Genomic DNA, 26,300 nt, shown 5'->3' on the forward strand with positions numbered 1-26,300 from the left:
GGCAGACCGGGTGGACGGCTGCGCCTAGGCTCGGACCATGTCCAGGCGAGCCCGCACGACCGCGCCGGAGGCGGCACCGTCGGCCGCGAGGACGGCGCGGACCGTTCCGGAACTGGACACCCTGATCTGCTCGTGCCGTGCGTGCCCGCGTCTCGTGGCGTGGCGCGAGGAGGTGGCGCGCGTCAAGCGCGCGGCGTTCGCCGACGAGACCTACTGGGCCCGTCCGGTCCCCGGCTTCGGGCCGGTGGACGCGCGGATCCTGATCGTCGGGCTCGCTCCGGCGGCGCACGGCGCGAACCGCACCGGGCGGATGTTCACCGGCGACCGCAGTGGCGAGGTCCTCTTCGCCGCCCTGCACGCCGTCGGCCTGGCGAATCAGCCGCACGCGCGATCGATCGACGACGGCATGGAACTCCGCGACACCCGCATGAGCTCGCCCGTGCGCTGCGCGCCGCCGGAGAACAAGCCGACGCCCGCCGAGCGCCGGACCTGTGCGCCCTTCCTCGCCCGCGAACTAGAACTCCTCCCCCGGCTCCGCGTCGCGGTGGTGCTCGGCGCGTTCGGCTGGCAGGCGCTCTTCGCGGTGCTCACCGATGCGGGCTGGAACGTCCCGAGACCGCGGCCCGCGTTCGGCCACGGCGCCCGGGTGGACCTCACTCATCCCGACGGCCGGGCACTCACCGTCCTCGGCTGCTTCCACGTGAGCCAGCACAACACCTTCACCGGGCGCCTGACACCGGCCATGCTGGAGGATGTACTGCGCGCCGCGCGCACGATCGCGAGCGACGATGCGACGGAAGGGACGACGATGACGGTCCGGGTCAAGCGGGTGTACGAGGCGGAGGACGCGGGCGACGGAGCGCGGGTCCTCGTCGACCGGTTGTGGCCGCGCGGGATCAGTAAGGACCGCGCGGACCTGACCCAGTGGTGCAAGGCGGTCTCGCCGTCGACGGAGCTGCGGAAGTGGTACGAGCACGATCCGGCGAAGTACCCGGAGTTCGTCGCGAGGTACCGCGCCGAGTTGGCGGAGCCGGACGCCGCGGCGGCGTTCGAGGCCCTGGCTGGGTTGGCCGCCGAGGGACCGCTCACGCTGCTCACCGCGTCCAAGGCCGAGGACATCAGTCACGCCCACGTCCTGGCGGCGCTCCTGACCGGCCACGATCCCCTCGCACGGTGACGAACCGAACTTCGCCGACCGGCACCGTCGGGACGGCCCCGGCTGCTAGCGTCGCGCCGTGGCCGCCCTATCGTTCCTCGACCGAGAACACTCCGTCGCACCGCTGAACTACAACCGCTGGCTGATCCCCCCGGCGGCACTGGCGATCCACCTGTGCATCGGTCAGGTGTACGCCACGAGCGTCTACAAGGACGCGCTGGTCAAACACTTCGACACCAACAAGACGATGATCGGCATCGTCTTCTCCATCGCCATCGTCATGCTGGGGCTCTCCGCAGCGGTCTTCGGCACCTGGGTGGACAGGGTCGGTCCGCGGCGCACCATGTTCACCGCGGCGAGTTGCTGGGGCGCGGGCTTCCTCATCGCCGCGGCGGGCATCGCGACCGGCCAGCTCTGGCTCGTCTATCTCGGCTACGGCGTGGTCGGCGGCATCGGCCTGGGGCTCGGTTACATCTCGCCGGTGTCGACCCTCATGAAGTGGTTCCCCGATCGCCCCGGACTCGCGACCGGCATGGCGATCATGGGATTCGGTGGCGGCGCGATGGTCGCCTCGCCCCTGTCGAAGGAACTGATGAAGTTCTACGGCGGCACCGAGGCCGGTGGCAGCGCGGTGACCAAGCTGTTCATCACCCTCGGCATCGCCTACTTCGTGGTGATGATGATGGGCGTCTTCACCATTCGCGTGCCCGCGCCCGGTTACGCGCCCGCGGGCTTCGACCCCGCCACAGTGACCTCCAAGGCGATGGTCAGCACCGGCAACGTCTCCGCCGCCAACGCGATCAAGACGCCGCAGTTCTGGCTGTTGTGGATCGTGCTGCTGTGCAACGTGACCGCGGGCATCGGGATCCTCGAGCAGGCCGCCGACATGATCCAGGACTTCTTCCGCGACGACACGGGCGTCTCCACGGTCACCGCGACCGTCGCGGCCGGCTTCGTCGGCCTGCTGTCCGTGGCGAACATGGCGGGCAGGCTCGGCTGGTCGACCACCTCGGACTACATCGGGCGCAAGCCGACCTACATGATCTACCTCGGCGTCGGGATCCTGCTCTACCTCGGCCTGGCGACCGTCGGCGCGTCCTCCACGGCGCTGTTCGTCGTGTTCTGCGCGGTCATCATCTCCTTCTACGGAGGCGGTTTCGCGACCGTTCCCGCCTACCTGAAGGACCTCTTCGGCACGTACCAGGTGGGGGCCATCCACGGCCGCCTCCTGACGGCCTGGTCGACGGCCGGCGTCCTCGGCCCGCTCATCGTCAACCGGGTACTGGACTCGAAGAAGGACCGGGTCGACGAGGCGGGCAACGCGATCCCGCTCGAGGCGGCCGACTACCACCTCGCCCTGTACATCATGGTCGGCGTGCTCGTCGTCGGCTTCCTCGCCAATCTCGCCATCCGCCCCGTCGCCGACCGCTGGCACGAGGAGGGCCCCGTCGTCGATGCGGTCGACGCCGCGCACGCACCGAAGGAGTCCCGATGACCGACACCGCATCCGATGAGCGCCACCCGGTCCAGCTCGTGGTGACGTGGACGCTCGTCGCCGTTCCGCTGCTCTACGGCCTGTACAACGCCGTCGACGCGGCGCTGCAACTCTTCCAGGGCTGATCCGAGGGCAGGACCCGGCGGCCGCGCCGCAGCCAACGCGGTCAGTGAACGCGGGCGCGGTGGAAGAAGCCGCGTCGAGGCCTGGACGGCCCCGGCGGAATGAGTACCTCACGGAAGCGATCGGAGAATCCCGCGATCGCACGCTGCTCGTCGTCGAGCAGCCGCCGATTCCCGCTGGTGACCTCGACCGCGATCGGGGTCCCCGGGCCGACGTTCAAGTCCGCCCAGCACATCGGGAGGTTCTGCGCGAGGAGGCGCCGGCCGCCGACGATCAGGTAGATCCGGGAGACGTAGCGCGCGCACTCCCAACTCAGTCGTGCGGCACGATCGGCGTCGAGGTAGCCGTCCGCGACGAATCGCTCCAGGTACACGAGTGCGACGGTACGCCGCTCAGCTCGGTTCCGTGGCCTTCCGGGGTGCACCGGTCACGGGCGGCGTGAGCGACCAGATCGTGAGGTACGCGAGGCCGAAGAAGGCGGCGACCGCGACCGCCACCCCCGTGGACTGGACATAGGAGAACGGCGACGTCACCCAGTCGAGCGTCGCGACGATCACCGCGTCGGGGCGCGTCACCAGGTCCCATGAGTTCCAGCGCTGGAACCGGCCGATGACCACGCCGATCGCACAGAGTCCGACGGACAGCACCACGGCCAGCCACCCCACCGCGCGCCGAACTCGCGCTGGAGGCGGCGGTGCACCAGCAGCATCGATACGACGCCCAGCAGGGTCCCGGTCCACGCCGCGAAGCCGTACTGCAGCACGTGCCGCCACATGTTCTCGTCGTCGCCGAGATGCACCAGGTCCGTCACCAGGTACGGCGAGTTGGGCAGGAAGGCGAGCCAGCCGAGGCCGAGCGGGACCAGCGCCCACCGGCGGCGTACCGTCGCGAAACCGACGGCGAACACCATGGGGATCCAGGCGAGGAAGAGGTTCCAGATGAGGAACCGGCTCGGGTACGTCAGCGGCGCCGCAGGGTCCGTGGTGCCGAGAACCACTGTGAGCGCCGTTGTGGCGAGGAGGGAGGCCAGCAGCAGCGCACCGCGCGTTCTCGTCATCAGATCAGTTTGCCAAAGCCCTCGAAGTCATGAGCAAAGGTCAGGTCTGACCATCCGCGATTCGTGGCAGGACCACTCCTCGTCCACCTGCACGGCACCGTCGAGCTCGAAGCCGTGCTTGCGGTAGAAGGCGAGCGCCCGGTCGTTGCCCGTCGCCAGCCACAGGTACGCGCCACCGGCCCCGATCACCGCATCCATCAGCGCTGCCGCCACTCCGGTGCCGTGGTGATCGGGCAGGACGTTGAGAGACCAGAGCTGGGTGGTCGACGGTGCGTCGTCGTCGCGCGGCGTGCCGCCGGTCGCGAACCCCACGATTCGCGCCGAGACCGTGTGCACGGCGCACCGCGTATGCACGCCGGCCGCCTCCTGACGCTCCAGGCCGCCCAGGATCCGCTCCCACCGCTCCGTCCGGGCCGCCACGGTGAGCGCATCGAGCTTCGCCCGGTCCACCACGCCCGGGTAGGTCGCCTTCCAGACGCGGACATGGACGTCGGCGAGCGCACCCGCGTCGCCGGCCCCGGGCCGTCGAATCAGGTAGCCGCCATCGGCATCGTCGCTCGAAGCCATACCGTGAACAGTACTTCCGGCGTGCCCGCACGGCTCCGTCGCGCGGAAAAGCGATTGCCCGGTGCACGGCGGCGCCCGTACCGTCGGTGTCGACTCCGCCCAAGTCTCGGCTACCCGGTAAGGACGAGACCTGCCCGCGACGGTGAGGGTGGCCGCCCGTTCGAGCCGGGCCGGAGCCGGGGGACCCACAGTGACGCGGGCGCAGTCGGGGTCCTCGTGCCGGGTACTCTCGACCTGATCGCATACGCGATCACGGGATGTGGCGCAGCTTGGTAGCGCATCCGCTTTGGGAGCGGAGGGTCGCAGGTTCAAATCCTGTCATCCCGACAAACATGCAGTTCAGAGGCGTCGTAGCTTCCCGCTCGAGTTGCCAGTTGGCTCGATTCCCAACGGAAACCCAACGGAAACACCCCCGACGAGGACCAGGTCAGGCGTCCCGAAGCGGCGCGGGCGCGCGGCGAATTGCCTCCGCAATCCGGACATCCTGCTCAGGTGCTGGCGGCGCGCCGCGGCCGAGGCCGGCCATCGCGAGGGCGTACCCGCCGCGAAGTCGAGTGAGGGCGTAGCGCGCGAGGTTCACAGGGCTCATACCCATTAGCCGCACCAGCCCGCCGATCGGTTCCCGCGGTCACGTGCGGTCGATGAACACCGCCTCGGCTTCAAGCCCGACGACACGATGGTCCAGCAGGTTCGCCACCATCCGGCGAGCACCACCCTCGGCGATGTGCGGGGCGGACCAGCTCCGCTCCCGCCCGAGGTGGTCGCGGACCGTCCACGAGACTTCCCAGAGCGGCAGCCCAGGGATCGCGATCCGATCCTCCGGTCCGGCGACGCGGGTCGTCAGCTCGTTCCGCACGATGTCCCGGCTCAGTCCCATGTCGCGGCACGGTACGCGTGCAGTGCGACGGGGAGTGGAGCTTCGAGCGCCTGTTCGCTTTCCTCACGAGTCAACGGCACCTGTGATGGCGTCCAGCGCATTCAGGTTGCCTACCTCAAGGTGCACGCTATGCAAGATGCGTCTTTCCGCCCGAGATTCCGTTTCGCTGCCGCCTGCTACCGCGGCCGACCGCCAGGGATTCGAGACCGGCGGGTGGCGCTCGCCGCGCTCCTACCCACGCTGGTCGCGGCAATCGCCGTGAGCGTCGCCCCAGCACAGGCGCTGCCATGTCCAGACGGATCGCAGACCTGCGGGCCACAGCCGACCCAAGGCCCACAACCCACCCAAGGCAATCAGGTGCCTACGACCGCCCCGCAGGCCCCGAATACGACCGTTCCGGGTTACACCCCGCCGGAGACGCCAGCTCCCACCCAAGGCTCCGGCAGCACCCCAACGCTGCAGGGCACGGTAATGCCGATGCCCACGGTGACTGCCCCACCAAACAACTGCATTCTGAACTGCGAACCGGCGCAGACGCCAGCGCCGCCGGCCACTCAAGCTCCCGCACCTACCGAGCCGCAGAGCGGGCAGCCTCCCCAGGATGGGGTGCAGAATCAGAGCGACCAGAACCCTCCCAAGAGGATCGCACGCCGCCTGATCGACTGCGATGCCGCGAAACCTGATGAAGCGGTGCAGTCTGGACTCATGAACGGCGGCATCCCTCGGATCGACACCGCAGAACAGGGCGGGCTCGGTGACTGCTGGGTGCTGGCATCATTCCTCGGATTCCAAGCCAGCGAAAAGGGCCGCGAAGGCCTCGCAAAAATGATCACACCGTCCGCCGGAGGAGGCTACGACGTCAAGTTCGGCTCCAACTGCAAGCCCTTCCACGTCGACAAGGTCTACAGCGAAGGGGCACGGGTCGCCGGCAACCAGGGCGCGATCTCGATCCTTGAGTCGGCGTACAGCCAGACAGGAGGCGGCGCGGCCGCGTACCTAATGTGCGTTGGCGGCTTCGCCTTCATGTCACAGCAGATCATCACTGGCGGCGAGAGCGAGCACCATCTTGTCGCCTCGATAGGCAACAAGGTTAGAGATCAGGTCACGCAGGATCACGAGAAGACCAACGCCCTGATCGCAGAGGGCAGGTCCGTCGTACTGGGCACCATGAAGGACATGACGTTCACTACTGATGTCATGCGGAACGGAGTCTTGTCGCGAGATGAGACGGTCAAGACCCTCGGGATGCACCAGTACGCGGTCACCAAGGCCACTCCGGACGGAGTGTGGGTCGTGAACCCTTGGGGACCTGGCAACCCGGCCGACCGTGGTGGCGAGATCTGGATACCGAAAGACCAGATCAATCACTCATTCTCGGATATTGCCATCTCCGCCCCGATCTCGACCGCTTTCGAAAGGCAGTGTTGACATGCGCGCAAGATTCGTGACTGCAGGATGCTCACTTGCAGGGTTGCTGCTCATCGGAGCGTGCACGCCGAGCGGCGACCCCGCCTCCCCAACTACGGGGAGTTCGGTCAGTGTTGGTGCGGTTCCGATGAGCATGTCCGACGTGCCTGTCGGATCCTCCGTCGATGTCGCCGAGCTTCACACAAGTACAGGCGGCAAGGCCCAGATTCAGGTCAAAAGCTCGGGCGAGAACAAGTCAGGGCGTACCTGGGCGGATATGACCGCGAAGTTCTCCAACGGGGATCAGTTCGGGTTTCGCGTCTACCAGTATCTCGGCGGCGACTCCGTGGCCTCGACGTTCATCGGGTGGAGGCTGTCGATCATCCTTTCGGACGTTCGCGTCGAGGACGGCAAAAAGATCGCCGTGATTGGCACCAAAGCCTCAGGCGCAGGGGGGTACAACCTCTCGCCCGACAGCGCAGAGCGCAAGGCCGAGATCTCCAAGCTTCGCAAGGGATCTACCGACTACGACATCCCGATGGAACGTCAGTTAAACCGAGATGGACTGAACCTGTCCGCACGAATCGTCGGCGAGAACGACGGCCGATCAGTAATGGTCTCCTGCGGCATCCAGCGCGGCAATACCGGACTGTCCGCGACAGTGGAGATGTATCCCGAGGACTCTGTGTCGATTCCAGCGGTAGGCACGTGCCGGCTCGCTGATTTTAAGGACGTTCGGTCGGCGACCGAACGAAGCGGAGCCGCCCTTGTTGAGGTGCGGCGATGAGCGGTCCCCGGCGAGGATCGGTGCGCGCGTAACCGCAGATCAACGACGAAAGCGGCTCCTCGACTGGTGAGAGTCGAGGGGCCGCCCGCGATGTAGCGCGATGCATGTCACGCTATGGAGTTGTATTTCCCACCTTAGCGGACAGGTCGATGAGCGATCCGAGCTATTCCCGCAGGCTCAAGCCACCGAGACAGCGGCTCCAACTCCGGGAGAACGCACCCCGCCTCCGCGGCCCTGATCGCCAGCTCACGATGGAACCGCTGGTCGCACTCGCTGTACCAGGCCATGGACTCGCGGTTCGCCGACTCCGCGGTCGCCGCGCGCTTCGCCAACGCCTCCGACTGACTCTCGTAGAAGTCGCGGTCCGCCTTCATCGCCGACACCCGACGCGGCTCCGTGTCCACCCGCTCCAAAGCCCGGTCCTCATTGCAGGCGCGCAGCCGACGGCCGATCGGCCCGAGGATCTTTGCAGAACAACACGTCACCTGTAGAGTTGGACAATCTCGCGAACTGAATTGGACGGTTCCCGTCCAACCTTGATCGAGTCAAAATCCGCCGAGGAGACCGCAACCGTACCGCCGACGGGAATCACCACTAGTCGTCCAGACTCTTCTTTCCTACACGCGAGTATATAGTATCCGCCCGAATTTACAACATTATCGCCTTCAAACATCGTCAGCTTCCCGCCGACAACACCGCCTTGCTGTACAACATCAACCAATTTCGCGCAACCTTCGGGGAGCCCTTTGAGGGCCTTGGCGCATTCAATCGCCCACCGAGTCCACGGCATACCGTACTTCATGGCAACATCAAGTCTGTCCGTCACTTTAGCCACCACAGTGACATCTGCGTACGCCGCGACAGCCGATGGGTTATGAACATCGATTGCACTATCGAGCGATAGTTTGCTCACACCATTCGGAACTTCCACCGACTTCGTCGTCGTACTATGGATGACGGTTTCTGTTCGGTTGATTGGTATGTTCCAGGTGAGAGCGCCTAGAACGACCAAGACAATAGCGACTGCGCCGAGAATTAGCGCAGACCGGCGGTCAATCTTTACTCGAGTCATCCGTTTTCTCCATACTTACGAATATCGCGGAACTTGGAATGGCGTCGATGTCAATCGGAAGTTGAAGGGACACGTCTTCCACAGTCCACCTCCCCGTCGGCGGGATCGACGTCGAGCACGTCCGGCAAGACATTGTTGTGATACAGGGTGACCCCGGCCTCTTCTTCCGAGTTCCAAGAACCAAGGATGGCGAGAGTTTCATTAAAGATATCGCCGGCCCAGCCCACATACCCGGACGATCCCCGCTTGCGAAACAGTAAGGCTGCCACCGAGTCGGTGCACCAGTACGCGACTGGAGACAATCGTGTTTCGGGCGAGTCCTCTATCATCAAAGCGATGATCTTCGCCGCCACACCTTTCTGGAAGCTACTTCGCTGCGCGCGGGTTGACATTGTTCACCCAAGGGGGACATTCCAAATCCGGACCGAGGCAGTACATCGATATCACGCCCTTTTGATCATTCAATCCCGGCCGCTTCGCTACATTCACCACCGTGCGAATCGTAGCGGTTTGGCCGTCTTTCTTCGCAAGCCCTAAACCCGAACGTGTACCAATAGCCTTGGCAAATGTTATGAGAAACGGTCTCTTCGTAGACGTAGATCTCTCCCGTAGGACCCTCATACCTGACGGGACAATTATGTATCATCTGGTCTTCAAATGCCTGAATGTTGTTTATGCCATGGCGCTACTGGATCTTGATCCAACCAAAACCGGTCTTTCCCGTCAGGTAGCCCATTCTCATTTTCACGACGTGACCACAGCGATCAGTCTGGGTCGATACAACCTGATTCTGCGGAAGCCGGTAGGAGATGGTTCGGTGGGCCGCCGCCGTGAATCGAACTCGTTCAGGAGCGCCCACTCACGTCGCGCGGAGGCGCCGACGGTGGACCGTGGACGGCGCGCTGGTCGCGACGCTGACGGGGCGCCCGGTTGGACACTCACGTCCGTTGCGGGGGGGCGTGCATGGCCGAGGCATGCCCCCTTCCTCGTTCAAGCGGAGCGGCTAGTCCACGGCGTGACTAGATTACGGTCTCACCGAGACGAAAGCCCACAAGGCAGCCGCCATCGCCCGAGAAGGAAAGTAGCGTTTTCCATCCCGAGTCATCGCCCGTCGTGTAGTACTTCGCCGCGTTGGGTGCGCCCGCGGGCGACGAACTGAACAATTCGATCTTCGGGTAGTAGGAACGCGCTGAATTCAGATCCTCGCACTTCTGCGTCGTGACCTCGAAGTGTGCGAACGACTGTCCGGGGATCTCCACCAGGGACACCCGCTGGGCTGTCATCCCCCCACCGATAGCGAAGCTGCCGACTGTTTCATACCTATTGGGAGTCTCAGTGGATTGCAGGTCAATATTGGCGCGAGACTTGATCTTATCCCTGGTCAGTGGAGAGCTCTCACGCCAGGCGTTGATAGCGCTCCACGGCTCGTGGGTTCCACCGGATGGTGACGGCGTCTGAACCGGTGTTGCGCTACTGTCACATCCCGCAACGGAATTTATCGCAATCAAAGCGACAACCGCTCCCACGACTCGTCTGATCATCATTTGTTGCACCCTGTCGTATAGTAGTCTCGGTAGTTGGTAGGTATTTTCGGGCATGTCGATACGTATGCATTCTCCCTGAAATGTCTCCCGATGACCGTCGCCGAATACTGGTCTGTCAACAATCCCGCATCGACATCCGCCACCATCAGCTTCCAATTGTTTGCGATCGTGGGATTCTCGGAAAACGAGAACCCGACAGCCTCCTCGCCGCGCGACCAATATTTGCTACTTCGAATCGAAAGGTAACACAAACCAAGACTTCGCACTAGTAAATTGAGGTGGGAGAACGATCCGCGGCGACGACTACGGGTGGGTGACGCGCCGCACAACTTCCGGGACACCGCGGCGACGCGGCCGCGCAGCTCGGGGGCACACGGATGCGAAGACCACGCGAGCGCACTACATCGAGTTGTCGTCGCTCGCGCCGGACGCGACAGCGGCGTTGGATCGGCGACAGAGAACGACGAGCCGGCGTCGCCGACGAGCGCAACGTAACGATGCGACGGTCGTGCGCGATACACCGGACGACAACCACACCCCGATCAGTCGTGCGCGACGCCGTCCGGTGCTGCCCGCGTGCCATCGCGGCCCCGGACCGGTGCAGCAGCGACGATCCCGAGCTCAGGAGGGACCAGCTTTGCGCTGCGGAACCGTACTCGCCGACCGCTACGAGCTCCTCCGGCTCATCGCCACCGGTGGCATGGGCCAGGTGTGGGAGGCGATGGACACGCGGCTCGACCGCCGCGTGGCGGTCAAGGTGCTCAAAGCCGAATTCTCCGAGGACCAGGAGTTCCTCGCCCGCTTCCGCAACGAGGCCCGCACCACCGCCGCCCTCAACCACCCCGGCATCGCCGGCGTCTACGACTACGGCGAGACCGCCGACCAGACCGGCGGCGCACCACTGGCGTACCTCGTCATGGAACTCGTCAACGGCGAACCCCTCAACGCCGTCCTGAGCCGCCTCGGCCACCTCAGCCAGGCCCAGGCCCTCGACCTCCTCGAACAGACCGGCCGCGCCCTCCAGGTCGCCCACACCGCGGGCCTGGTGCACCGCGACGTCAAACCCGGCAACATCCTCATCACCCCCACCGGGCAGGTGAAGATCACCGACTTCGGCATCGCCAAGGCCGTCGACGCCGCACCCGTCACCAAGACCGGCATGGTCATGGGCACCGCCCAGTACATCTCCCCCGAACAGGCCTCCGGCGAAGACGCCACCGCCGCCTCCGACGTCTACTCCCTCGGTGTCGTCGGCTACGAATGCCTGACGGGCCACCCGCCGTTCACGGCGGAAACAGCTGTCGCCCTGTGCGTTCAGCACATCCGTGACGAGCCGCCCGCGCTGCCGGCGTGGGTGCCCGGCCCCGTCGACGACCTCATCACCCGAGCCCTCGCGAAGGAGCCGCGCCGGCGCTTCGCCGACGGCGGAGAACTCGCGGACGCGGCCGCGCGGGCCGCACAGTCCCCGACGCGCGGCACCCGGACGGTACGAACGGCGTCGTACGCCCCGACGGTGCGCCGCCCGGCCCCGCCGCGCACCCACCCGGGACCGGAGACGACCCGCCCCACGCGGCCCGCCACCTCGCGGCCCGCCACCACACGGCCCCGCACCGAAGTTCCGGGGACCGTCGACCGGCGCCGGAAGCGCTCCGTCGCGGTGGTCGGCGCCGTGGCGGCGGCGGCTCTCGCCCTCGGCGGAGCGTTCAGCCTGACCACGTCGGGCGACGACGGCGCCGCGAGCAGCACTGTCGTCCCGTCCGACAACCCCGGAGCGTTCCCGGTGCCGCGGACCATGGTCGATCGCCCCGTTGACGACCGCGTCGGTGCCGCGCGTCACGAGCGGCCCGCGGATGCCGCACGACGCACGACGACCACCGTTCCGAGGAGCAGCACCACCACGCCGAGCTCGACCACGACCACCACGCCGACGTCGACCACGACGACGAGTACCACGACGCCGACCAGCACCACGACGACAACGACGACCACCACGACGACGACCAGCACCTCGACGACCACTGCCACGACCTCGTCGCCCACACCGCGGGCGGACTCGCAGGTCTAGCGAGCGCCTACTGCGTGCGCCGCGCGCCGAGCACCACCGAGACGACGATCCCGACGACGAGCGCCCAGAACGCGGAGCCGACGCCGGCCACCGTCGTGCCCGAGGCGGCGACGATGAACGTGACGGCGGCCGGGACGCGAGCGGACTCGTCCGCCATGGCGCCGGCGCACGCGGCGGCGAAGGCGCCCACGAGCGCCACGCCGGCCACCGCCTGGATCACGCCCTCGGGAGCGGCCAACACCACCGCGGTGAGTCCCGTGCTCAACACGCCGAGTACCAGGTTCGCCGCCCCCGACGAGACGCCGGCGATCCATCGGCGCGCGGTGTCCGGCCCCGCGTCGGGGCCCGCCGCGAGGGCGGCACTGATCGCCGCGAGGTTGATCGCGTGCCCGCCGAAGGGCGCGCCGAGCACGCTGCCCACCCCCGTCACGGCGAGCGAGGGCCGCCACGGCACCGAGTAGCCGTAGCTCGCGAGGACCGCCGCCCCGGGGATGTTCTGCGAGGCCATGGTCACGATGTACAGCGGCAGGACCACGCCGGTGAGCGCCTGCAGCGTGATCGACGGGGTGGTCCATTCGACGTGCGGTACGAGCTCCGCCACCGCGGGCACCGCGTCGTCCCGAACGAGGGCGACCGCGATCACCACGAGCGCGGCCATGAAGGCCAGGGGAACGGCCCATCGCGGACGGAGCGCCAGCAGCGCCAGCCACACCACCAGCACGGGGGCCACCGCCCACGGATGCTTGGCGAGCGAGGCGACCGGCGCGATGCACAGCGGCAGCAGCACACCCGCCAGCATGGCCTGCGCGATCGGTGTGGGAATCCGCTGCACCCATCGCGCCAGCGCCGGCCAGAGCCCCGTGAGCACGAACAGCACGCCGCATACGACGAAGGCGCCGACCGCCGCCGGCCAGCCCCCCGCGACGGCGCCCGTGGTCGCGAGCAGCGCAGCACCGGGCGTCGACCAGGCGCTGATGATCGGCATGCGGTACCGCCAGGACAGCAGGGCGGACGCCGCGCCCATGGTCACCGTGACGGCCAGCAGGCCGGACGCGGCCTGGCCCGGCGTCGCGCCCACGGCGCGCAGCCCCGCGAGCACGACCGCGAACGCGGAGGTGTACCCGACCAGGGCGGTCACGATCCCGGCGCCGACCGGCACCATCGTTCCGTTTGCAGAACGTTCCATGAACAGAACGTAGCATGGCCCCATGCCCTCCCCCGACGTCGGCCGACGCCTCCGAGAACTGCGCGCCGAGCGCGGCCTCAGCCTGTCCGAGCTCGCACGGCGCGCCGGCGTGGGAAAGGGATCACTCTCGGAGATCGAGGCCGGCGGCCGCAATCCCACGGTCGAGACGCTGTACGCGCTGTGCGAACCGCTCGACGTACCGCTGACCGCCCTCCTCGGCGAGGCGCCGGGAGCTCATGGCATCGCCGGCGGGGGGATGCGCAGCGTCCTGCTCTCGGTCCGGCATCTACCGCACGTGACCGTCGAGGTGTTCCGGCTGGAATTCCCCGCCGGCTCCGATCACGTCTCGCCCGGTCACGGGCCGGCTGTCCGGGAACACCTCACCGTGGTCGACGGTGCGCTCACCGTCGGCCCGGTGGGCGCCGAAATCACCGTGCACCAGGATGATTCGCACTCGTGGACCAGCGACGGCCCGCACCGGTTCGCCACCACGGACGGGGCCGAGGCCGTCGTGGTCATCACGACGCCGAGCTAGAAGGCCTCGGCGCCCCGCGAGCTGACGACCATGCCGTGCCCCGTGGTCCGATGCGTGAAGGCGGTGCCGTACTCGTTCGCGACGATGAACCATCCGCGCGCCGTATAGGTCTTGTAGTCCAGCGTCTCGGGGTCGATCGCGCCGAGGTTGCCGAGCACGTACGACAGGGATCCGTCACTGGTGACGTTGACGCCGTTTGCCTCGTCACCGGACTCCGTGCGGGGCCGCGGCTGATCGAAGACGAGTTGGCACCCAGCACTGGTCGCGCTGATCTGGCAGCGCGTGCGGCCGCTGCGGGTCTGGATGAACGTGAAGCCGTTCCCGTTCTCCGGGAGGGCGATCGCGGTGGCCGCGGCGCCGGATGCGGGCGCGCTGCTCGTCGCCGGTGCCGTGGTCGTCGTGGTGGTGACCGGCGCGGGCGTCGCCGGCGCGGGCGTCGCGATGCCCGGGCCGACACCCCCGCGGATCACCGTGACGCCGGCCCCGTTGCCGGACACCGTCGCGGAACACCCCGCGAGGAGCGCGCAGCAGCCCGCCACCATCGCCGGTGCGAATCGTGCGCGCATCCGGACCTCCACATCCTCGTCACTACTGCCACAAGAGTAAACTCTCTCCCCTCCAGTTGCACGATCGGCGGGACCGGGCGGCGCGCGATCGCCTCACACTCATGCCGCGTCCGGCGTGCCACGGCGAGCGCCGGCGTACCGTCGCGATCGTGAATCTGCTGCTGCTGTCGCTCAACGCGGGCGCGCTCCCCGATTTCCTCCGCCGGCACACCGGGCGCGAACCGAGCGCCCTGCGGATCGGATTCATCGACGATGCCGGCATCCCCTACGCCGACCAGCCCTTCGGGTCGTTCGAATGGACCCAGCTCACCGACCTCGGCTTCCGGCTGACCCGGATGACCGCCGGGAAGTACCGCGACGCCGCCGATTTCGACTCGGACCTCAACACCGTCGACGCGGTGTACCTGTGCGGCGGGCACACCTTCGTCCTCCTCGGCGCGCTCCAGGCCAACGGCACCGGCGAGGTTCTCGCGACCCGGGTGCGCGCCGGCCTCCCCTACGTCGGACTCAGCGCGGGTTCGGTCGTCGCGGGGCCGAACATCGAGCCCGTCGCTCCCCTCGACGATCCCGCCGACGCGCCCGGCGTCACGGACTACACGGGACTCGGCCTCGTCGACACCGTCGTCATCCCCCACGCCGACGGTGCCCTTCCGCCGTACCCGCGGTCCATGATCGACGACGTGGTCCGCACCTACGGCGACCGATTCCCCCTGACCCGGGTCAACGACGACCAGGCGCTCCTCGTCGAGGACGGCGTCGCCAGCCTCATCCCATCGACGATCACCTAGGCGCGGACCCGCCGAGCACGTCACACGGCGCGGGTTCCCGCGGTGGCCGGGCTTTGCGAGCGTTACGATCGACCGATGACCGGCATGCTCTCCGACGTATTGCCCTCGGTCTGTAGCGCTTTCGGCATCCCCGGCGAGAATCCGCTCGGCCTGACCGTCGAGCGCGACACGGTCCTGCTGCTCATCGACGGTCTCGGCGCGGAGCTCCTGCGCCGACACGCGGACGCGGCGCCCACGCTCGCGGCGCACGTCCGCACCACCCTCAACGCCGGCTTCCCCGCGACCACCGCGAGCAGCCTCTCCAGCCTGGCACTGGGCGCGCCGTGCGCGGCGCACGGCATCGTCGGGTACAGCTTCGGCGTCCCCGACGAGCACGGCCGCCGCCTGTTCAACTCGCTGCGCTGGACCATCGACGGCGCCAGCGGACCCGACGCCCGCGAATCGCACCCGCCGCGCGAGTTGCAGCGCCGCCGCAGCCGTCTGGAGGACCTCGCCGACGCCGGGGCCGAGATCCACTACGTCGTGCCCGCCTACCAGGAGGCCTCTGGCCTGACCAGGGCCTCGTTCCGCGCCACGGGGACCCTGCACCCGGCCGCGCACCTCGACGAGGTCCGCGCGGGGATCCTCGAGGTGGCCGAGCACGACTCCGGAGCCCGGCGGTTCGCCTACGCCTACACCGGCCTGCTCGACGCCGCCGGGCACATGCACGGACCCGGGTCCGCCGAGTGGCTCGGGGTGCTCCGCGCCGTCGACGCGATGTTCGCCGACCTCCTGACGGACCTGCCCGCGACCTGCACGATGTTCGTCACCGGGGACCACGGGATGATCCAGGCCGAGTCCCTGGTCAATCTCGACGCCCTCCCGGCCCTGCATCGCGGCGTCCGCATCATCGCGGGCGAGGCCCGGGTGCGGCACGTGTACCTCGCGCGGGGGCACCACGTCGACGATGTGATGACCCGCTGGTCGGAGACGCTCGGGGCACACGCCCACGTCGTGACCCGCGAACAGGCACTCGACGAGCACTGGTTCGGCCCCACACCGCCGAACCCCGTGGTCGCACACCGCATCGGACACGTGCTCGCGGTCGCACGCGGCGGCTCGGTCCTGGTGACACCGAGCCAGGAGCCGATGGAATCCCGCATGCTCGGCCATCACGGGGCGTGGACCGTCGACGAACAGGCGATTCCCCTCGTCACCGCGCGGTGACGCGAACCGCCTCGGAGGCGGACACGGGCGAACGCGCCCCTTGTCCGATTCTTGCAGAAGTGTCACGTAGGATACCGAACAAACACGACGACAGCCCGGGGTGAAGACGCTCAGCCCTTGCACGACACCAGGGTGGTGCCCACCATCGAAACGACGAAGCCGCCGCAGGTCGCCGCACCCCCTCAGGTGCCGGCGAAGCCGAAGCGCGAGCAGACCGCCGACCTCACCCGCGTCCTCCTGTTCCTCGGTGTGGTCATCGCGCACTGCGTCACCACGATCAACTACACCCCGGACATCATCCGGCAGACCGGCCTCATCTCCGCGGCGCTGCATCTGACCCGCTACGGCTTCGTCGCGGTGACGCTCTTCGTCCTGGTACTGAGCATGCGCGGGCGCACGATGACGGCTCGCGAGTTCTGGCGCAAGCGCTTCGGGCTCATCGTGGGTCCCTACCTGGTGTGGACGCTCGTCTACTCGATCACCGACCACCTCCTGATCGCGGGCGATCCGTTCCCCTCGTTCGGCCGCTGGCTGGGCGATCTGGTGCGTACCACGTTCACGGGTGACGCCAAGTACCAGCTGTACTTCCTCCTGATCTCGATGCAGATCTACCTGTTCTTCCCCGCGCTGCAGAAGCTCGCGCACAAGCTCGAGCGCCACCCGTGGGTGGTGCTGGTCAGCGCGGGCGCGATCCAACTGGGCTTCTTCGCCTTCTACCAGTACGTGCCGCGACCGCCCGGCCAGCCGTGGGAGACGCTGTTCAACCACATGTGGAAGCTGCTCCCGATGTACGTCCTGTTCGTGGCGATGGGCATGCTCGCCGCGCAGCACTACGAGAAGGTGGGCCCGTGGCTCCGCTCGCACGCGCTGCGGCTGATCGCGGTGTGCCTCGCGGCCGGGGCCTTCAGCCTCGGCGTCTACCTGCGCGACACCGAACCCGGCATCGTCCCCGACAGCGCGACGGCCGCATGGAACCCGCTGTACCTGCCCTGGTACGTCGCGGCCACGATCCTGATCTGGCTGGCCGCGATGATGTGGGACGACCTGCGGGCGTCGGGCCGCCCCGTCGGCGAGCGCGTCGTCTCCTATGCGACGATCCGCGCGTTCGGCGTGTTCGCCGTGCACCCGCTCATGCTGGACATCCTGAGCAAGCTCGGGTTCTTCGAACTGCTCGGCACGTGGTTCCCGGCATCGGCGCTGCTGCGCACCGCGACGCTCTCGGTAGTCGTGTTGGCGATGTCGCTGCTGTTCGTCGACGTCGTGTTGCGGACCCCGGTCAGCCGGTGGATCGTGGCCCGCGAGCGCGCCTGAGCGTCAGTACCAGGTCGACGGTGCCGGCTGCGGCTTCTGCAGCCAGAGCGCGTCCGTCGGAACGGCCGCCGAACCGGTCTGCCACCTCCGGATGGCCTCGTCGCGCAGCACCTGGTCGAACTGCTCGTTGCGCATCCGCTGGTCGACGTACAACAGCGTCTGCACGCCGGCGAGGAAGGGCGCGGTCACGAGCTGTCCGATCGCGGCGCCGACAGTCGTCACGGCCAGGGCGGGAACCGTCAGTGCGGCGAGGGTGTCCTGCCCGTCGCCCCCGTCGATGATCGCACCGACGATCATGAACGGGATCGAGACGATGATCGTCACGATCCCGGTGATCAGGTAGGTCAACAACAGGATGCCGAGGACCCGCCAGAAGCCGGGCTTCTGCAACTCGTAGCCCCGCTTGAGCGCGGCGATCGGGCCGACGCCTTCGAGCACCACCGCGGGGTAGGCCAGCGTGAAGGTGGGGATGAGGGCGAGGTAGCCGGCCGCGAGGGCGAGGAGGAACAGCAGCGCCACGAGGACCGCCACGATGGGCCCGGCCTCGCCGGCCGTCGCGCCGAGCACGACGACGACGCCCGCGACGAGGGCGGCGGGCAGGAGGACGGCGAGGAACTGCAGGATGCTGAGGCCGATCAGCGGCAGGATCCGGGGTCCGAGTGCCCGCAAGGCCTGGCCCGGGCCGGTCCGGTCCCCCATCACCGAACGCGCGACGGCGACGGTGAGGACGCCCGTCAGGAAGAGGGTCACGATCCCGGAGATCAGACCGACTCCGGCGCTCGCGCCTGCGGCCATACCGAGGTCCGCGAGGACGTCGTCCGACTCGGCGTCGGGATCGACCGAGATCCGAGTCAGGGGAATCTGCGCGAGGAACGTGATCAGCTGGGTGATCACCACGAACACCGCGGTGAGACCGACCATGACGCCGGGGCTCCGGCGGATCGCCGCGATCGCACCGCCGTAGATCGCGCCCAGGTCGAGCGGGCGGAGCGGGATCACGCCCACCTTCACGTCGGGGGCGGGTGCACCCCAGCCGGGCGCGGGCCGGCCGTACCCCGGCTGTGCAAACCCCTGCTGGCCGAATCCCTGCTGGCCGAATCCCTGCTGGGCGTATCCCGGCTGCGCATATCCCTGCTGGTCGTATCCCGGATACGCCTGTCCCTGCGGATGCGCCCACGGGTCGCCGAAGGGGTACTGCGGCTGCCCGGGCTGGTGCCCGTACTGAGGGTTCCCCTGCTGCGGGTCACCGGAGGCGGGACCGCCCCATTGACCGCCGGGGCCGCTGTTGGGCTGATTGCCGGTTCCGTCGGAATTCACAGCACTCATCCTGCATTGCAAATGCACCCTTATCAACTTCGCTCCGCTGCGGCCGTCCGTACCGTGAGAACGAGTCGCCCGCGAACACGGAGCGGGTCACCGGGCCGCCGGCGCGCGGCTACGAGCACTGGGTTGCCGTTGCCGACCACATCGAACTCCCGCTGAGCGTTCGCGGCGGCCGGTCCGACCGGGGAGAGTTCCGTCCCGCGGGTCGCATGCCGTAACATGTCTCGCGCGCCGCAAGCGGCGCACGCGGGCGTAGCTCAATGGTAGAGCCCTAGTCTTCCAAACTAGCTACGCGGGTTCGATTCCCGTCGCCCGCTCAGACCGAAAGCCCCGGCTCAGGCCGGGGCTTTCGCCGTCTCCGCCGGAAGGCCACGCAACGGTTCGGCGGAGACCGAACCGTTTCCGGACCAGGCTGGCGGTATGCATCCCGCCCGGCGGCGCACCGTCGCCCTCCTCGCACTGTCCGTCGCGTTCGGCCTGATCCAGTTCGACGCGACGGTCGTCAACATCGTCCTCGCATCCATGTCCCGTGACCTGGGCGGAGGTCTCGGGCTCGCGCAGTGGGCGGTCGACGGATACGCGATTCCGTTCGCCGCGCTGATGCTCGTCGCCGGCCCCGCGGCGGACCGGTACGGCCGCCGCCGGGTCTGCGTCCTCGGCTTCGTCCTGTTCGCGCTGGCGACGGCGGCGTGCGGACTCGCGCCGGGTTGGGCCGTCCTGATCGGGGCGCGCATCGTCCAGGGGATCGCGGCGGCGATGATCCTGCCCAGCTCGCTGGCGATGATCGGCGAGCTCTACCCCGGCCCGGCGGAGCGTGCACGCGCGCTCGGGATCTGGGGCGGGATCGCGAGCGCGGGCTTCGCCGCGGGCCCGCCGGTCGGCGGCCTGCTCGCGACCAGCTCCGGCTGGCGTGCCGTGTTCTGGGTCGGCGCGCCCATCGCGATCGTCGCCGGAATCACCGTCGCGCGGTCCGTACCCGACTCGCCCCGTCACGTCCGCCCGCTCGATGTGCGGGGCGCGACGCTCGGTGCCGCCACCCTCGCCTTCGGCACGGCCGCCCTGATCGAGCTGGGCCAGGGCCGCGCAGCACTCGCGCTCGCCCTCGCCGCCGCCGCGACCGGCACGGCCCGGGTGTTCACGCTGACCCAGCGATCAGCCCGCAGCCCGCTGATCCCGCGCGGCGTGCTCGCGCGCGGACCCTTCCGCGGTGCCGCCCTCACCGGGCTGGTGTTCAACTTCGCGCTCTACGGCGCCCTCCTCGTGGTCGGCTTGGCACTGCAGGACGTGCACGGCCTCACCGCTCTGCAGACGGGTGCGGCGATCCTGCCGATGACGATCGTCGTCGCGCTCGGCTCCACCACTAGCGGCTTCGTCACCGCCCGGACGGGTCCTCGCGCGCCGATGGTCGCCGGATTCGCCTCCGCCGGGGCGGGCGCGCTGGTCGTGGCGGCCGGTGCGGCGCACCCCGCCGCGATCGTGACCGGGATGGGGCTGATCGGCCTCGCCTCCCTCGCGATGCCCGCCATGACATCGGTAGCGCTCGCCGCCGCACCACCACAGCACGCCGGCCTCGCCGTAGCCGTCCTCAACTGCGCCCGCCAGGCGGGCGGTGCGCTCGGGATCGCCGCTTTCGGCGCGCTGTACAACGCCGCGGGCCGATCGTCGGCGGCGGTATCGCTGACCTTCACCGTGGTCGCGGCCATACTCGTGGTCGGGGTGGCAACCAGCATCGGTGCCACCGTGCCGGATCGGGAGGAGGCGACCTGCGATGTCGGGTGATGCGGACCTCGCCGGCGTCGGCGAACTCTTCGCCGACCGCACTCGCAGCCGGATCCTCCTCTCGCTGGTGGGCGGCCGCGAGCTCGCCGCCGGCGTCCTCGCCGACGAGGCGGGAGTCTCCCGCCCGACAGCGAGTGGTCATCTGCGCAAGCTGGTCGACGGTGGGCTGCTGGCCGTGCGCGCGGAGGGCCGGCACCGCTGGTATCGGATCGCCGGCCCGGAGGTCGCCGACCTCGTCGAACGTCTCGCCGCGCTCGCCCCGCCGCAGCCGGTCTCCTCACTCAAAGCCACAACCCGCGCCGAGCGGCTGCGCACCGCCCGCACCTGCTACGACCACTTCGCCGGGCGGCTCGGCGTCGCCCTCATGGGCTCGCTCCTCGATCACGGGCGCCTCAGCGGCGGCGACGGTCTCTTCCACGCCGACGGTGCCGATCGACCCGCCTCCGCGGGGCGCGACCTCGACTACCGGCTCACCGACGACGGGCGCGCCTTCCTCACGGATCTGGGTGTCGCACTGCCCGACAGCGGCACCCGCCCCGCCGTGCGGTACTGCATCGACTGGACGGAGACCCGACACCACCTCGCCGGCGGCGCCGGCCGGGCGCTGTGCGACCGCTTCTTCGCCGCGGGCTGGGCCGAGCGGTTGCCGGTGTACCGCGCCGTCCGCGTGACCGGGGCCGGCGAACGGGTCCTGGCACGGCGCTTCGGGATCGACTGGCCCGCCTGAACCGTCACCGGAGCAGGGCCGCTGTCATCGCGACCGTCACCACCACGAGGAGCCCGACGTACCAGCGGGCGTGCGCGCGATCGGACACGTGGGGGCCGCGGCGCCGCAGCACGACGATCACCGGCAGCGATCCCGCGAGCAGCCCCGCCGCCGCGCGGATGTCCACCGCGCCCACGAAGCCGGCGCCGGCACCGCCGGGACGGCCGCCCGAGAGCAGTAGGAAGACGACGGTCGCGGGTAGGGCCACCGCGAGGGTCAGCGGATTCGCGAGGGCCGTCGCCACCGCCATGCGGTGACCGGCCCTGCGCATCAGCGGAACCGTCACCACGCTGCCACCGACACCGAGGAGGGCCGCGACCGCCCCGATCGGGAGGCCCGTGCCGGGCCGGAAGGGCGGCGCACCGTCGGTGCCCGCGTGCAGGAATCCGGGCCGGGCGGTGACCGACACGATGGTCGCCACCAGGTACGTGACGAAGCCGACCGCGATGACGTCGCCGGGGACGTGCCGCGCCGCGACCGCGCCGAGCGCACCACCGAGCGCCAGGAGGCCGAGCAGGCGCCCGCTCCCCCGCAGGCCGGCGAGCACGGACCACGGCGTCGAGGCCGTCGCGACCGCTGCGGCGACCACCATCAGCACGGAGGACGTGGCGACCGCGACGCGCGGCGCGTCGGCGCCGAGGGCGGCGTCGGCCCACACGAGCACGGGTACCGCGACGAAGCCGCCGCCGAAACCGAACAGAGCAGTCGTGACGCCCGACGCGACGCCGACCAGAACCAGGATCAGTGCACTCACTGGTCCGAGTCCACCGGATCGCAGAGGCACCGGCAATCGATGGTCGGCGAGAAACCATCGAGTGTCGGTAGGGTGGGTCCATGCGGAACGTTCCGGTCGCGGCGCTGGAGGACCTGCCGCGCGATGTGCTCGCCGTCGGCACCGACTATCCCGATGGCTTCGAACAAGCCCCGCACCGTCACCGGCGCGCACAGTTCCTCTACGCCGCGACCGGCGTCATGGAGGTCGACACCGACGACGGGGCGTGGACCGTACCGACCGATCGCGCCGTGCTCATCCCGCCGGGTGTGACCCACGGTGTCCGCTACTCCGGCGTGAGCACCCGCAGCCTCTACATCGAGCCGGCGGCGGCGCCCTGGTGGCCGGCCCGCTGCACGGTGGTCGACGTGACGCCCCTGCTGCGCGAGCTCCTCCTCGCGGCGGTCGACATGCGGCCCGAGTACGACGCCGCCGGGCGCGACGGGGCCGTCGCGGCGCTCCTGCTGCACGAGATCGCCGCGCTCGCACCACTCCCGCTGCACGTCCCGTTCCCCGCCGACCCGGAGCTGCTCGCGCTGTGCCGGGAGTACCTCGCCGCGCCCGACGTGGCGGTCGACAACCGCGTGTGGGCCGCCCGCTGCGGCCGGAGCGAGCGCGCCTTCACCGCCCGGTTCCGCGCCGCGACCGGCTCGAGCCCGGCCTCCTGGCGCCGCCGGGCCCGCCTGCTCGCGGCGCTGCCGATGCTGCGCACGGCGACGGTCACGGAGACCGCCGAGCGACTGGGCTACGCGACTCCCGCCGCCTTCACGGCCGCGTTCACCGCGGAGTTCGGCACGCCGCCATCACGAGTCCGGCCGACGCCCCGAGGACATAGGGTCTCCCCATGACCGAACCTCTCCTGATCGAGCGCGACGGCCCCGTCGTCACCTGGACCCTGAACGACCCGGCCGCCCGGAATCCCGTCTCCGACGAGGCGATGATCGAGGCGATCGAGAACGCGGTCGACGCCGTGAACCGCGACGACGAGGTGCGGGTGGCGATCCTCACGGGCGCCGGCTCGGCGTTCAGCTCGGGCGGCAACGTCAAGCACATGCGCGACAAGGAGGGGATGTTCGGCGGCACCGCGGCGCAGCAGCGGCAGGGCTACCGGCACGGCATCCAGCGCATTCCCCGCGCGCTGTACCACTGCGAGGTCCCGACGGTGGCGGCCGTCAACGGCCCGGCGATCGGCGCGGGCTGCGATCTCGCGATGATGTGCGACCTGCGGGTGGCATCGACCCGGGCCGTCTTCGCCGAGAGCTTCGTCAAGGTCGGGCTCATTCCCGGCGACGGGGGTGCCTGGCTGCTGCCGCGCATCGTCGGCATGGCGCGCGCCACGGAGATGGCGCTCACCGGCGAGCCGGTCGACGCGGCCACCGCGCTGGACTGGGGCATGGTGTCCAGCGTGGTCGAGCCGGACGAGCTCCTGACCGCGGCGCGTGCGCTGGCCGCCCGGGTCGCCGCGAACCCGCCGCAGGCGCTGCGCATGACCAAGCGGCTGCTGCGCGAGGGCCAGCACCAGAGCCTGGACGCCCTGCTCGAACTGTCCGCGGCGATGCAGACGATCGCGCACTCCACCGCCGACCATCACGAGGCGGTCGCCGCGATGCTCGACAAGCGCCCGCCGCGGTTCACGGGTCACTGACCTCAGCGGAACCGAACCCCACAACGCTAGAACGCGTTATAGTCCGCGCATGGCGCTGGACTGGGATGCGACAGCAGACGTGGTGGTCGTGGGGTACGGAGGCGCGGGCGCCGCGGCAGCGCTGGCGGCCCGTGAATCCGGCGCCGACGTGCTCGCCATCGACCGCTACCTCGGCGGCGGCGCGACGAACCTCTCCGGCGGCATCGTCTACGCAGGCGGCGGCACCAGGATCCAGCGAGCGGCGGGCATCGATGACGATGCGGAGAACATGTTCTCGTACCTCCGTCTCGAGGTGGGCGAAGCGGTGTCCGAGGAGACCCTGCGACGCTTCTGCGAGCAGTCCCCGGCGATGATCGACTGGCTGATGGGACACGGCGTGCCCTTCGATCCGTCGCTGTGCCCGTTCAAGACGTCCTATCCCACCGACGACTACTACCTGTACTTCTCGGGCAGCGAGAACTCCGGCGGTTTCCGCGACGCGGCGACACCCCGCCCGCGCGGCCACCGCGCCCACGGGCCCGGCGTCTCCGGCAAGAAGCTCTACGGCCCGCTCGCCGCATCGGCCGCCGCCCACGGCGTCCGCGTGCGGACCGGGACCAGGGTGACCGGCCTCGTCGTCGAGAGCGGTCGGGTCGTGGGCGTCGAGGCGGTCACGATCGAGGACGCGCCGTCCGCGGTCCGCCGACGGTTCGCCGTCCTCACCCGGATCTCGGCGAAGCCCGGCGTCTACCACCAGGGGCTGCGCGCGACGATGCAGCGGCTACTGGCGCGGGTCGAGCGGCGCCACGGACGGCCGGTCCGCATCCGCGCCCGGTCCGGCGTCGTCCTCAGCACCGGCGGCTTCATCGCGAACGGCGCGATGGTCCGCGAGCACGCGCCGGGGTACCCCTGGTCGGAGGGCCTACCGCTGGGCACCGCCGGCGACGACGGGAGCGGCATCACCCTCGGACGCTCCGTCGGCGGCGCGACGGACCGCATGGACTCGCTCTCGAACTGGCGGTTCATCGCACCGCCGAGCGCGTACCTGGGCGCGCTCGCCGTCGACGCAGACGGTCGGCGCATGGTCGACGAATCGCGGTACGGCGCCGCATTGGGCGCCTCCATCGCGCAGGCGCCCGGACACCGCGCATGGCTGCTCGTGGACGCCGAGCTCGCGGCCCGGGCCCGCGAACAGATGCGCGGGCAGACCGTGTGGTTCCAGCGCCTCCAGCTCGAGCGGCTGCTGCGCATCGGCAGCGTCTCCGCCCCCACCGTCGAGGAGGCCGCGCGCCGCGCCGGGATCGACCCCGCCGGGCTGCGGCGCACCGTCGACGCGCACAACGACGCCATCGCGGAGGGCCGGCCCGATCCACTCGGCAAGCCCGACGACCTCCGCCGGCCCGCGCTCCGCGCGCCGTTCACTCTGCTCGACATCTCGTTCAGCGACCGGATGACGTACCCGATGCCGATGCTCACCCTGGGCGGGCTCGTGGTCGACGAGAAGACCGGCGCGGTCCGCACCGCGGCGGGCGAGCCCGTCGGCGGGCTGTTCGCGGCCGGGCGCACGGCCGTCGGGATCTGTTCGAACTCCTACGTCAGCGGACTCTCCCTGGCTGACTGCATCTTCTCCGGCCGGCGCGCCGGGACGCACGCCGCGGTGGCGGCGTCGGGGGCGCGCGACGGATCCCCGCAGGCCCCCTAGCGCCGCTCCCCCGCGGGCAGCGCCGGAGCCATCACCCAGAGCACACGCGCACCGTCGGGTCCCGCGGCGAAGACGTGCGGGCGCCCCGGATCGAAGGTCATCGCGTCGCCGACCCCCAACTCCACGCCGGGCTCCGGCGGGAACGCCAACCGCAGCGTGCCGCCCTGCACCAGGACGAACGACACCTCGGCCGGGAGGGAGTAGGCCTCGTCGCCGCTGCCGCCGCCCGGCGCGATCTCGCTCAGCAGCACCTGCACGCGCCGTTCCCCCGACGGCGTGAGCAGGAACTCCGCGAGGCCGTCGCCGCCGAACCGCACCGGCGGGTAGGCATCGGCGCGCACGAGCGAGCCGGCCGCGCCACCGTCGAACAGGGACCCGACGGGCACGTCCAACACGTCGCACCACCGCACCAGGACCGCCATCGACGGTGCTGCGAGGCCCCGTTCGACCTTCGACAGGTAGCCCTTGGTGACGCCGGTACGCTCAGCGACCTCCGCGAGCGTGAGGCGACGGGCGCGGCGGGCGGCCTTCAGCGCCGCGCCCACCTGATCCGGCACGGGGAGGACGTCATCCCTCCCCGGAGCAGCTGCAT

At 69.5% G+C, this 26,300-nt stretch carries 28 protein-coding genes, 2 tRNA genes and 1 pseudogene; 18 read left to right on the forward strand and 13 right to left on the reverse strand.

What is annotated here, in order from left to right; translation table 11 throughout:
- Positions 1-37: 37 nt before the first annotated feature.
- The 4 genes and pseudogenes from ELY19_RS22885 to ELY19_RS24040 all read left to right on the forward strand — a co-directional run.
- Positions 38-784 (forward strand): annotated as a pseudogene (locus ELY19_RS22885) (uracil-DNA glycosylase); the annotation flags it as partial.
- Between the two features lie 24 nt (positions 785-808).
- Positions 809-1,177 (forward strand): DUF488 domain-containing protein, encoded by a 369-nt coding sequence (locus tag ELY19_RS23955; protein WP_212553680.1) that lies wholly within the window; start codon positions 809-811, stop codon positions 1,175-1,177.
- 58 nt (positions 1,178-1,235) lie between these two features.
- Entirely contained in the window at positions 1,236-2,651 is a 1,416-nt protein-coding gene (locus ELY19_RS22890; protein WP_126198545.1) for an L-lactate MFS transporter, read from the forward strand.
- A complete protein-coding gene (locus tag ELY19_RS24040) occupies positions 2,648-2,776 on the forward strand; it encodes an MFS transporter small subunit (protein WP_265582799.1) in 129 nt (42 codons plus the stop codon). The genes ELY19_RS22890 and ELY19_RS24040 overlap by 4 nt, the downstream gene beginning before the upstream one ends.
- A 41-nt stretch (positions 2,777-2,817) precedes the next feature.
- Here the strand turns inward: ELY19_RS24040 and ELY19_RS22895 are convergent, their stop codons facing one another.
- Genes ELY19_RS22895 through ELY19_RS22905 form a run of 4 tightly spaced genes read right to left on the reverse strand, consistent with a single transcriptional unit; the run spans position 2,818 to position 4,398 of the window.
- Positions 2,818-3,147 carry a hypothetical protein gene (locus ELY19_RS22895; RefSeq protein ID WP_126198546.1) on the reverse strand — a complete coding sequence of 110 codons (330 nt, stop codon included), beginning with the start codon at positions 3,145-3,147 and terminating at the stop codon, positions 2,818-2,820.
- 19 nt (positions 3,148-3,166) lie between these two features.
- Entirely contained in the window at positions 3,167-3,439 is a 273-nt protein-coding gene (locus ELY19_RS24180; protein WP_518166000.1) for a DUF1361 domain-containing protein, read from the reverse strand.
- Positions 3,346-3,831, reverse strand: a complete 486-nt coding sequence (locus tag ELY19_RS22900; RefSeq protein WP_518166005.1) for a DUF1361 domain-containing protein — start codon at positions 3,829-3,831, stop codon at positions 3,346-3,348. Before ELY19_RS22900 ends, ELY19_RS24180 begins: the two co-directional genes overlap by 94 nt.
- 27 nt (positions 3,832-3,858) lie before the next feature.
- Positions 3,859-4,398: a GNAT family N-acetyltransferase gene (locus ELY19_RS22905; protein WP_126198547.1), complete on the reverse strand. Its 540-nt coding sequence runs from the start codon at positions 4,396-4,398 to the stop codon at positions 3,859-3,861.
- Between the two features lie 253 nt (positions 4,399-4,651).
- Here ELY19_RS22905 and ELY19_RS22910 point away from each other — a divergent pair.
- Positions 4,652-4,725: transfer RNA gene (locus tag ELY19_RS22910), tRNA-Pro, on the forward strand.
- Between the two features lie 301 nt (positions 4,726-5,026).
- Here the strand turns inward: ELY19_RS22910 and ELY19_RS22915 are convergent.
- On the reverse strand, positions 5,027-5,275 hold the full coding sequence (locus tag ELY19_RS22915) for a hypothetical protein (protein ID WP_126198548.1): 249 nt from the start codon (positions 5,273-5,275) through the stop codon (positions 5,027-5,029).
- A 477-nt stretch (positions 5,276-5,752) separates the two neighbouring features.
- Between ELY19_RS22915 and ELY19_RS22920 the strand changes: the two genes are divergently transcribed.
- Both ELY19_RS22920 and ELY19_RS22925 read left to right on the forward strand, forming a co-directional pair.
- Positions 5,753-6,703, forward strand: coding sequence for a calpain family cysteine peptidase (locus tag ELY19_RS22920; protein WP_126198549.1), 951 nt, complete (start codon positions 5,753-5,755; stop codon positions 6,701-6,703).
- A gap of 127 nt (positions 6,704-6,830) precedes the next feature.
- On the forward strand, positions 6,831-7,469 hold the full coding sequence (locus ELY19_RS22925; protein WP_126198550.1) for a hypothetical protein: 639 nt from the start codon (positions 6,831-6,833) through the stop codon (positions 7,467-7,469).
- A 481-nt stretch (positions 7,470-7,950) separates the two neighbouring features.
- Here the strand turns inward: ELY19_RS22925 and ELY19_RS22930 are convergent, their stop codons facing one another.
- The 3 genes from ELY19_RS22930 to ELY19_RS22940 form a co-directional block, all read right to left on the reverse strand.
- Positions 7,951-8,400, reverse strand: a complete 450-nt coding sequence (locus tag ELY19_RS22930; RefSeq protein ID WP_126198551.1) for a hypothetical protein — start codon at positions 8,398-8,400, stop codon at positions 7,951-7,953.
- Between the two features lie 191 nt (positions 8,401-8,591).
- The gene (locus ELY19_RS22935) at positions 8,592-8,894 is read right to left on the reverse strand and encodes a hypothetical protein (RefSeq protein WP_126198552.1); all 303 of its coding nucleotides are present in this window, start codon (positions 8,892-8,894) and stop codon (positions 8,592-8,594) included.
- Positions 8,895-9,560: 666 nt separating this feature from the next.
- Positions 9,561-10,094, reverse strand: a complete 534-nt coding sequence (locus tag ELY19_RS22940; protein WP_126198553.1) for a hypothetical protein — start codon at positions 10,092-10,094, stop codon at positions 9,561-9,563.
- A 628-nt stretch (positions 10,095-10,722) separates the two neighbouring features.
- On the opposite strand from ELY19_RS22940, the gene ELY19_RS22945 reads away from it, so the two are divergent.
- The gene (locus ELY19_RS22945; RefSeq protein ID WP_227967058.1) at positions 10,723-12,150 is read left to right on the forward strand and encodes a protein kinase domain-containing protein; all 1,428 of its coding nucleotides are present in this window, start codon (positions 10,723-10,725) and stop codon (positions 12,148-12,150) included.
- 7 nt (positions 12,151-12,157) lie between these two features.
- Here the strand turns inward: ELY19_RS22945 and ELY19_RS22950 are convergent, their stop codons facing one another.
- Positions 12,158-13,336, reverse strand: a complete 1,179-nt coding sequence (locus ELY19_RS22950; RefSeq protein ID WP_164711685.1) for a benzoate/H(+) symporter BenE family transporter — start codon at positions 13,334-13,336, stop codon at positions 12,158-12,160.
- 22 nt (positions 13,337-13,358) lie between these two features.
- On the opposite strand from ELY19_RS22950, the gene relB reads away from it, so the two are divergent.
- Positions 13,359-13,871 carry a type II toxin-antitoxin system RelB family anti-toxin gene (gene relB, locus ELY19_RS22955; protein WP_126198555.1) on the forward strand — a complete coding sequence of 171 codons (513 nt, stop codon included), beginning with the start codon at positions 13,359-13,361 and terminating at the stop codon, positions 13,869-13,871.
- On the opposite strand, the gene ELY19_RS22960 is transcribed toward relB, so the two are convergent.
- Complete coding sequence (locus ELY19_RS22960; protein ID WP_126198556.1) at positions 13,868-14,437, reverse strand: hypothetical protein; 570 nt, start codon at positions 14,435-14,437, stop codon at positions 13,868-13,870. The two genes, relB and ELY19_RS22960, sit on opposite strands and share 4 nt — an antisense overlap.
- Positions 14,438-14,586: 149 nt before the next feature.
- Here ELY19_RS22960 and ELY19_RS22965 point away from each other — a divergent pair, with 149 nt between their 5' ends.
- The 3 genes from ELY19_RS22965 to ELY19_RS22975 all read left to right on the forward strand — a co-directional run bounded on the left by ELY19_RS22965 (position 14,587) and on the right by ELY19_RS22975 (position 17,742).
- A complete protein-coding gene (locus tag ELY19_RS22965) occupies positions 14,587-15,225 on the forward strand; it encodes a Type 1 glutamine amidotransferase-like domain-containing protein (protein ID WP_227967060.1) in 639 nt (212 codons plus the stop codon).
- A 75-nt stretch (positions 15,226-15,300) separates the two neighbouring features.
- Entirely contained in the window at positions 15,301-16,431 is a 1,131-nt protein-coding gene (locus ELY19_RS22970; RefSeq protein WP_126198558.1) for an alkaline phosphatase family protein, read from the forward strand.
- Positions 16,432-16,548: 117 nt separating this feature from the next.
- On the forward strand, positions 16,549-17,742 hold the full coding sequence (locus ELY19_RS22975; RefSeq protein WP_227967063.1) for an acyltransferase: 1,194 nt from the start codon (positions 16,549-16,551) through the stop codon (positions 17,740-17,742).
- A 3-nt stretch (positions 17,743-17,745) separates the two neighbouring features.
- Here ELY19_RS22975 and ELY19_RS22980 read toward each other — a convergent pair whose 3' ends face one another.
- Positions 17,746-19,059: a DUF7847 domain-containing protein gene (locus tag ELY19_RS22980; RefSeq protein ID WP_126198559.1), complete on the reverse strand. Its 1,314-nt coding sequence runs from the start codon at positions 19,057-19,059 to the stop codon at positions 17,746-17,748.
- 252 nt (positions 19,060-19,311) lie between these two features.
- Between ELY19_RS22980 and ELY19_RS22985 the strand changes: the two genes are divergently transcribed.
- The 3 genes from ELY19_RS22985 to ELY19_RS22995 all read left to right on the forward strand — a co-directional run bounded on the left by ELY19_RS22985 (position 19,312) and on the right by ELY19_RS22995 (position 21,571).
- Positions 19,312-19,382, forward strand: a tRNA-Gly gene (locus ELY19_RS22985).
- Between the two features lie 103 nt (positions 19,383-19,485).
- Entirely contained in the window at positions 19,486-20,844 is a 1,359-nt protein-coding gene (locus tag ELY19_RS22990) for an MFS transporter (protein WP_126198560.1), read from the forward strand.
- Positions 20,834-21,571: an ArsR/SmtB family transcription factor gene (locus ELY19_RS22995; protein WP_126198561.1), complete on the forward strand. Its 738-nt coding sequence runs from the start codon at positions 20,834-20,836 to the stop codon at positions 21,569-21,571. Before ELY19_RS22990 ends, ELY19_RS22995 begins: the two co-directional genes overlap by 11 nt.
- A 4-nt stretch (positions 21,572-21,575) precedes the next feature.
- Here the strand turns inward: ELY19_RS22995 and ELY19_RS23000 are convergent, their stop codons facing one another.
- The gene (locus ELY19_RS23000; RefSeq protein ID WP_126198562.1) at positions 21,576-22,364 is read right to left on the reverse strand and encodes a sulfite exporter TauE/SafE family protein; all 789 of its coding nucleotides are present in this window, start codon (positions 22,362-22,364) and stop codon (positions 21,576-21,578) included.
- 80 nt (positions 22,365-22,444) lie between these two features.
- Between ELY19_RS23000 and ELY19_RS23005 the strand changes: the two genes are divergently transcribed.
- Genes ELY19_RS23005 through ELY19_RS23015 form a run of 3 tightly spaced genes read left to right on the forward strand, consistent with a single transcriptional unit; the run spans position 22,445 to position 25,708 of the window.
- Entirely contained in the window at positions 22,445-23,230 is a 786-nt protein-coding gene (locus ELY19_RS23005) for a helix-turn-helix domain-containing protein (protein WP_126198563.1), read from the forward strand.
- Positions 23,227-24,027 carry a crotonase/enoyl-CoA hydratase family protein gene (locus ELY19_RS23010; protein WP_126198564.1) on the forward strand — a complete coding sequence of 267 codons (801 nt, stop codon included), beginning with the start codon at positions 23,227-23,229 and terminating at the stop codon, positions 24,025-24,027. Before ELY19_RS23005 ends, ELY19_RS23010 begins: the two co-directional genes overlap by 4 nt.
- A 49-nt stretch (positions 24,028-24,076) precedes the next feature.
- Positions 24,077-25,708 carry an FAD-binding protein gene (locus ELY19_RS23015; protein ID WP_126198565.1) on the forward strand — a complete coding sequence of 544 codons (1,632 nt, stop codon included), beginning with the start codon at positions 24,077-24,079 and terminating at the stop codon, positions 25,706-25,708.
- Here ELY19_RS23015 and ELY19_RS23020 read toward each other — a convergent pair.
- On the reverse strand, positions 25,705-26,265 hold the full coding sequence (locus tag ELY19_RS23020; protein ID WP_227967065.1) for a helix-turn-helix domain-containing protein: 561 nt from the start codon (positions 26,263-26,265) through the stop codon (positions 25,705-25,707). The two genes, ELY19_RS23015 and ELY19_RS23020, sit on opposite strands and share 4 nt — an antisense overlap.
- Positions 26,266-26,300: the final 35 nt, after the last annotated feature.

Origin of the sequence: Tsukamurella paurometabola, from assembly GCF_900631615.1 — a bacterium.
GTDB lineage: Bacteria > Actinomycetota > Actinomycetes > Mycobacteriales > Mycobacteriaceae > Tsukamurella > Tsukamurella paurometabola_A.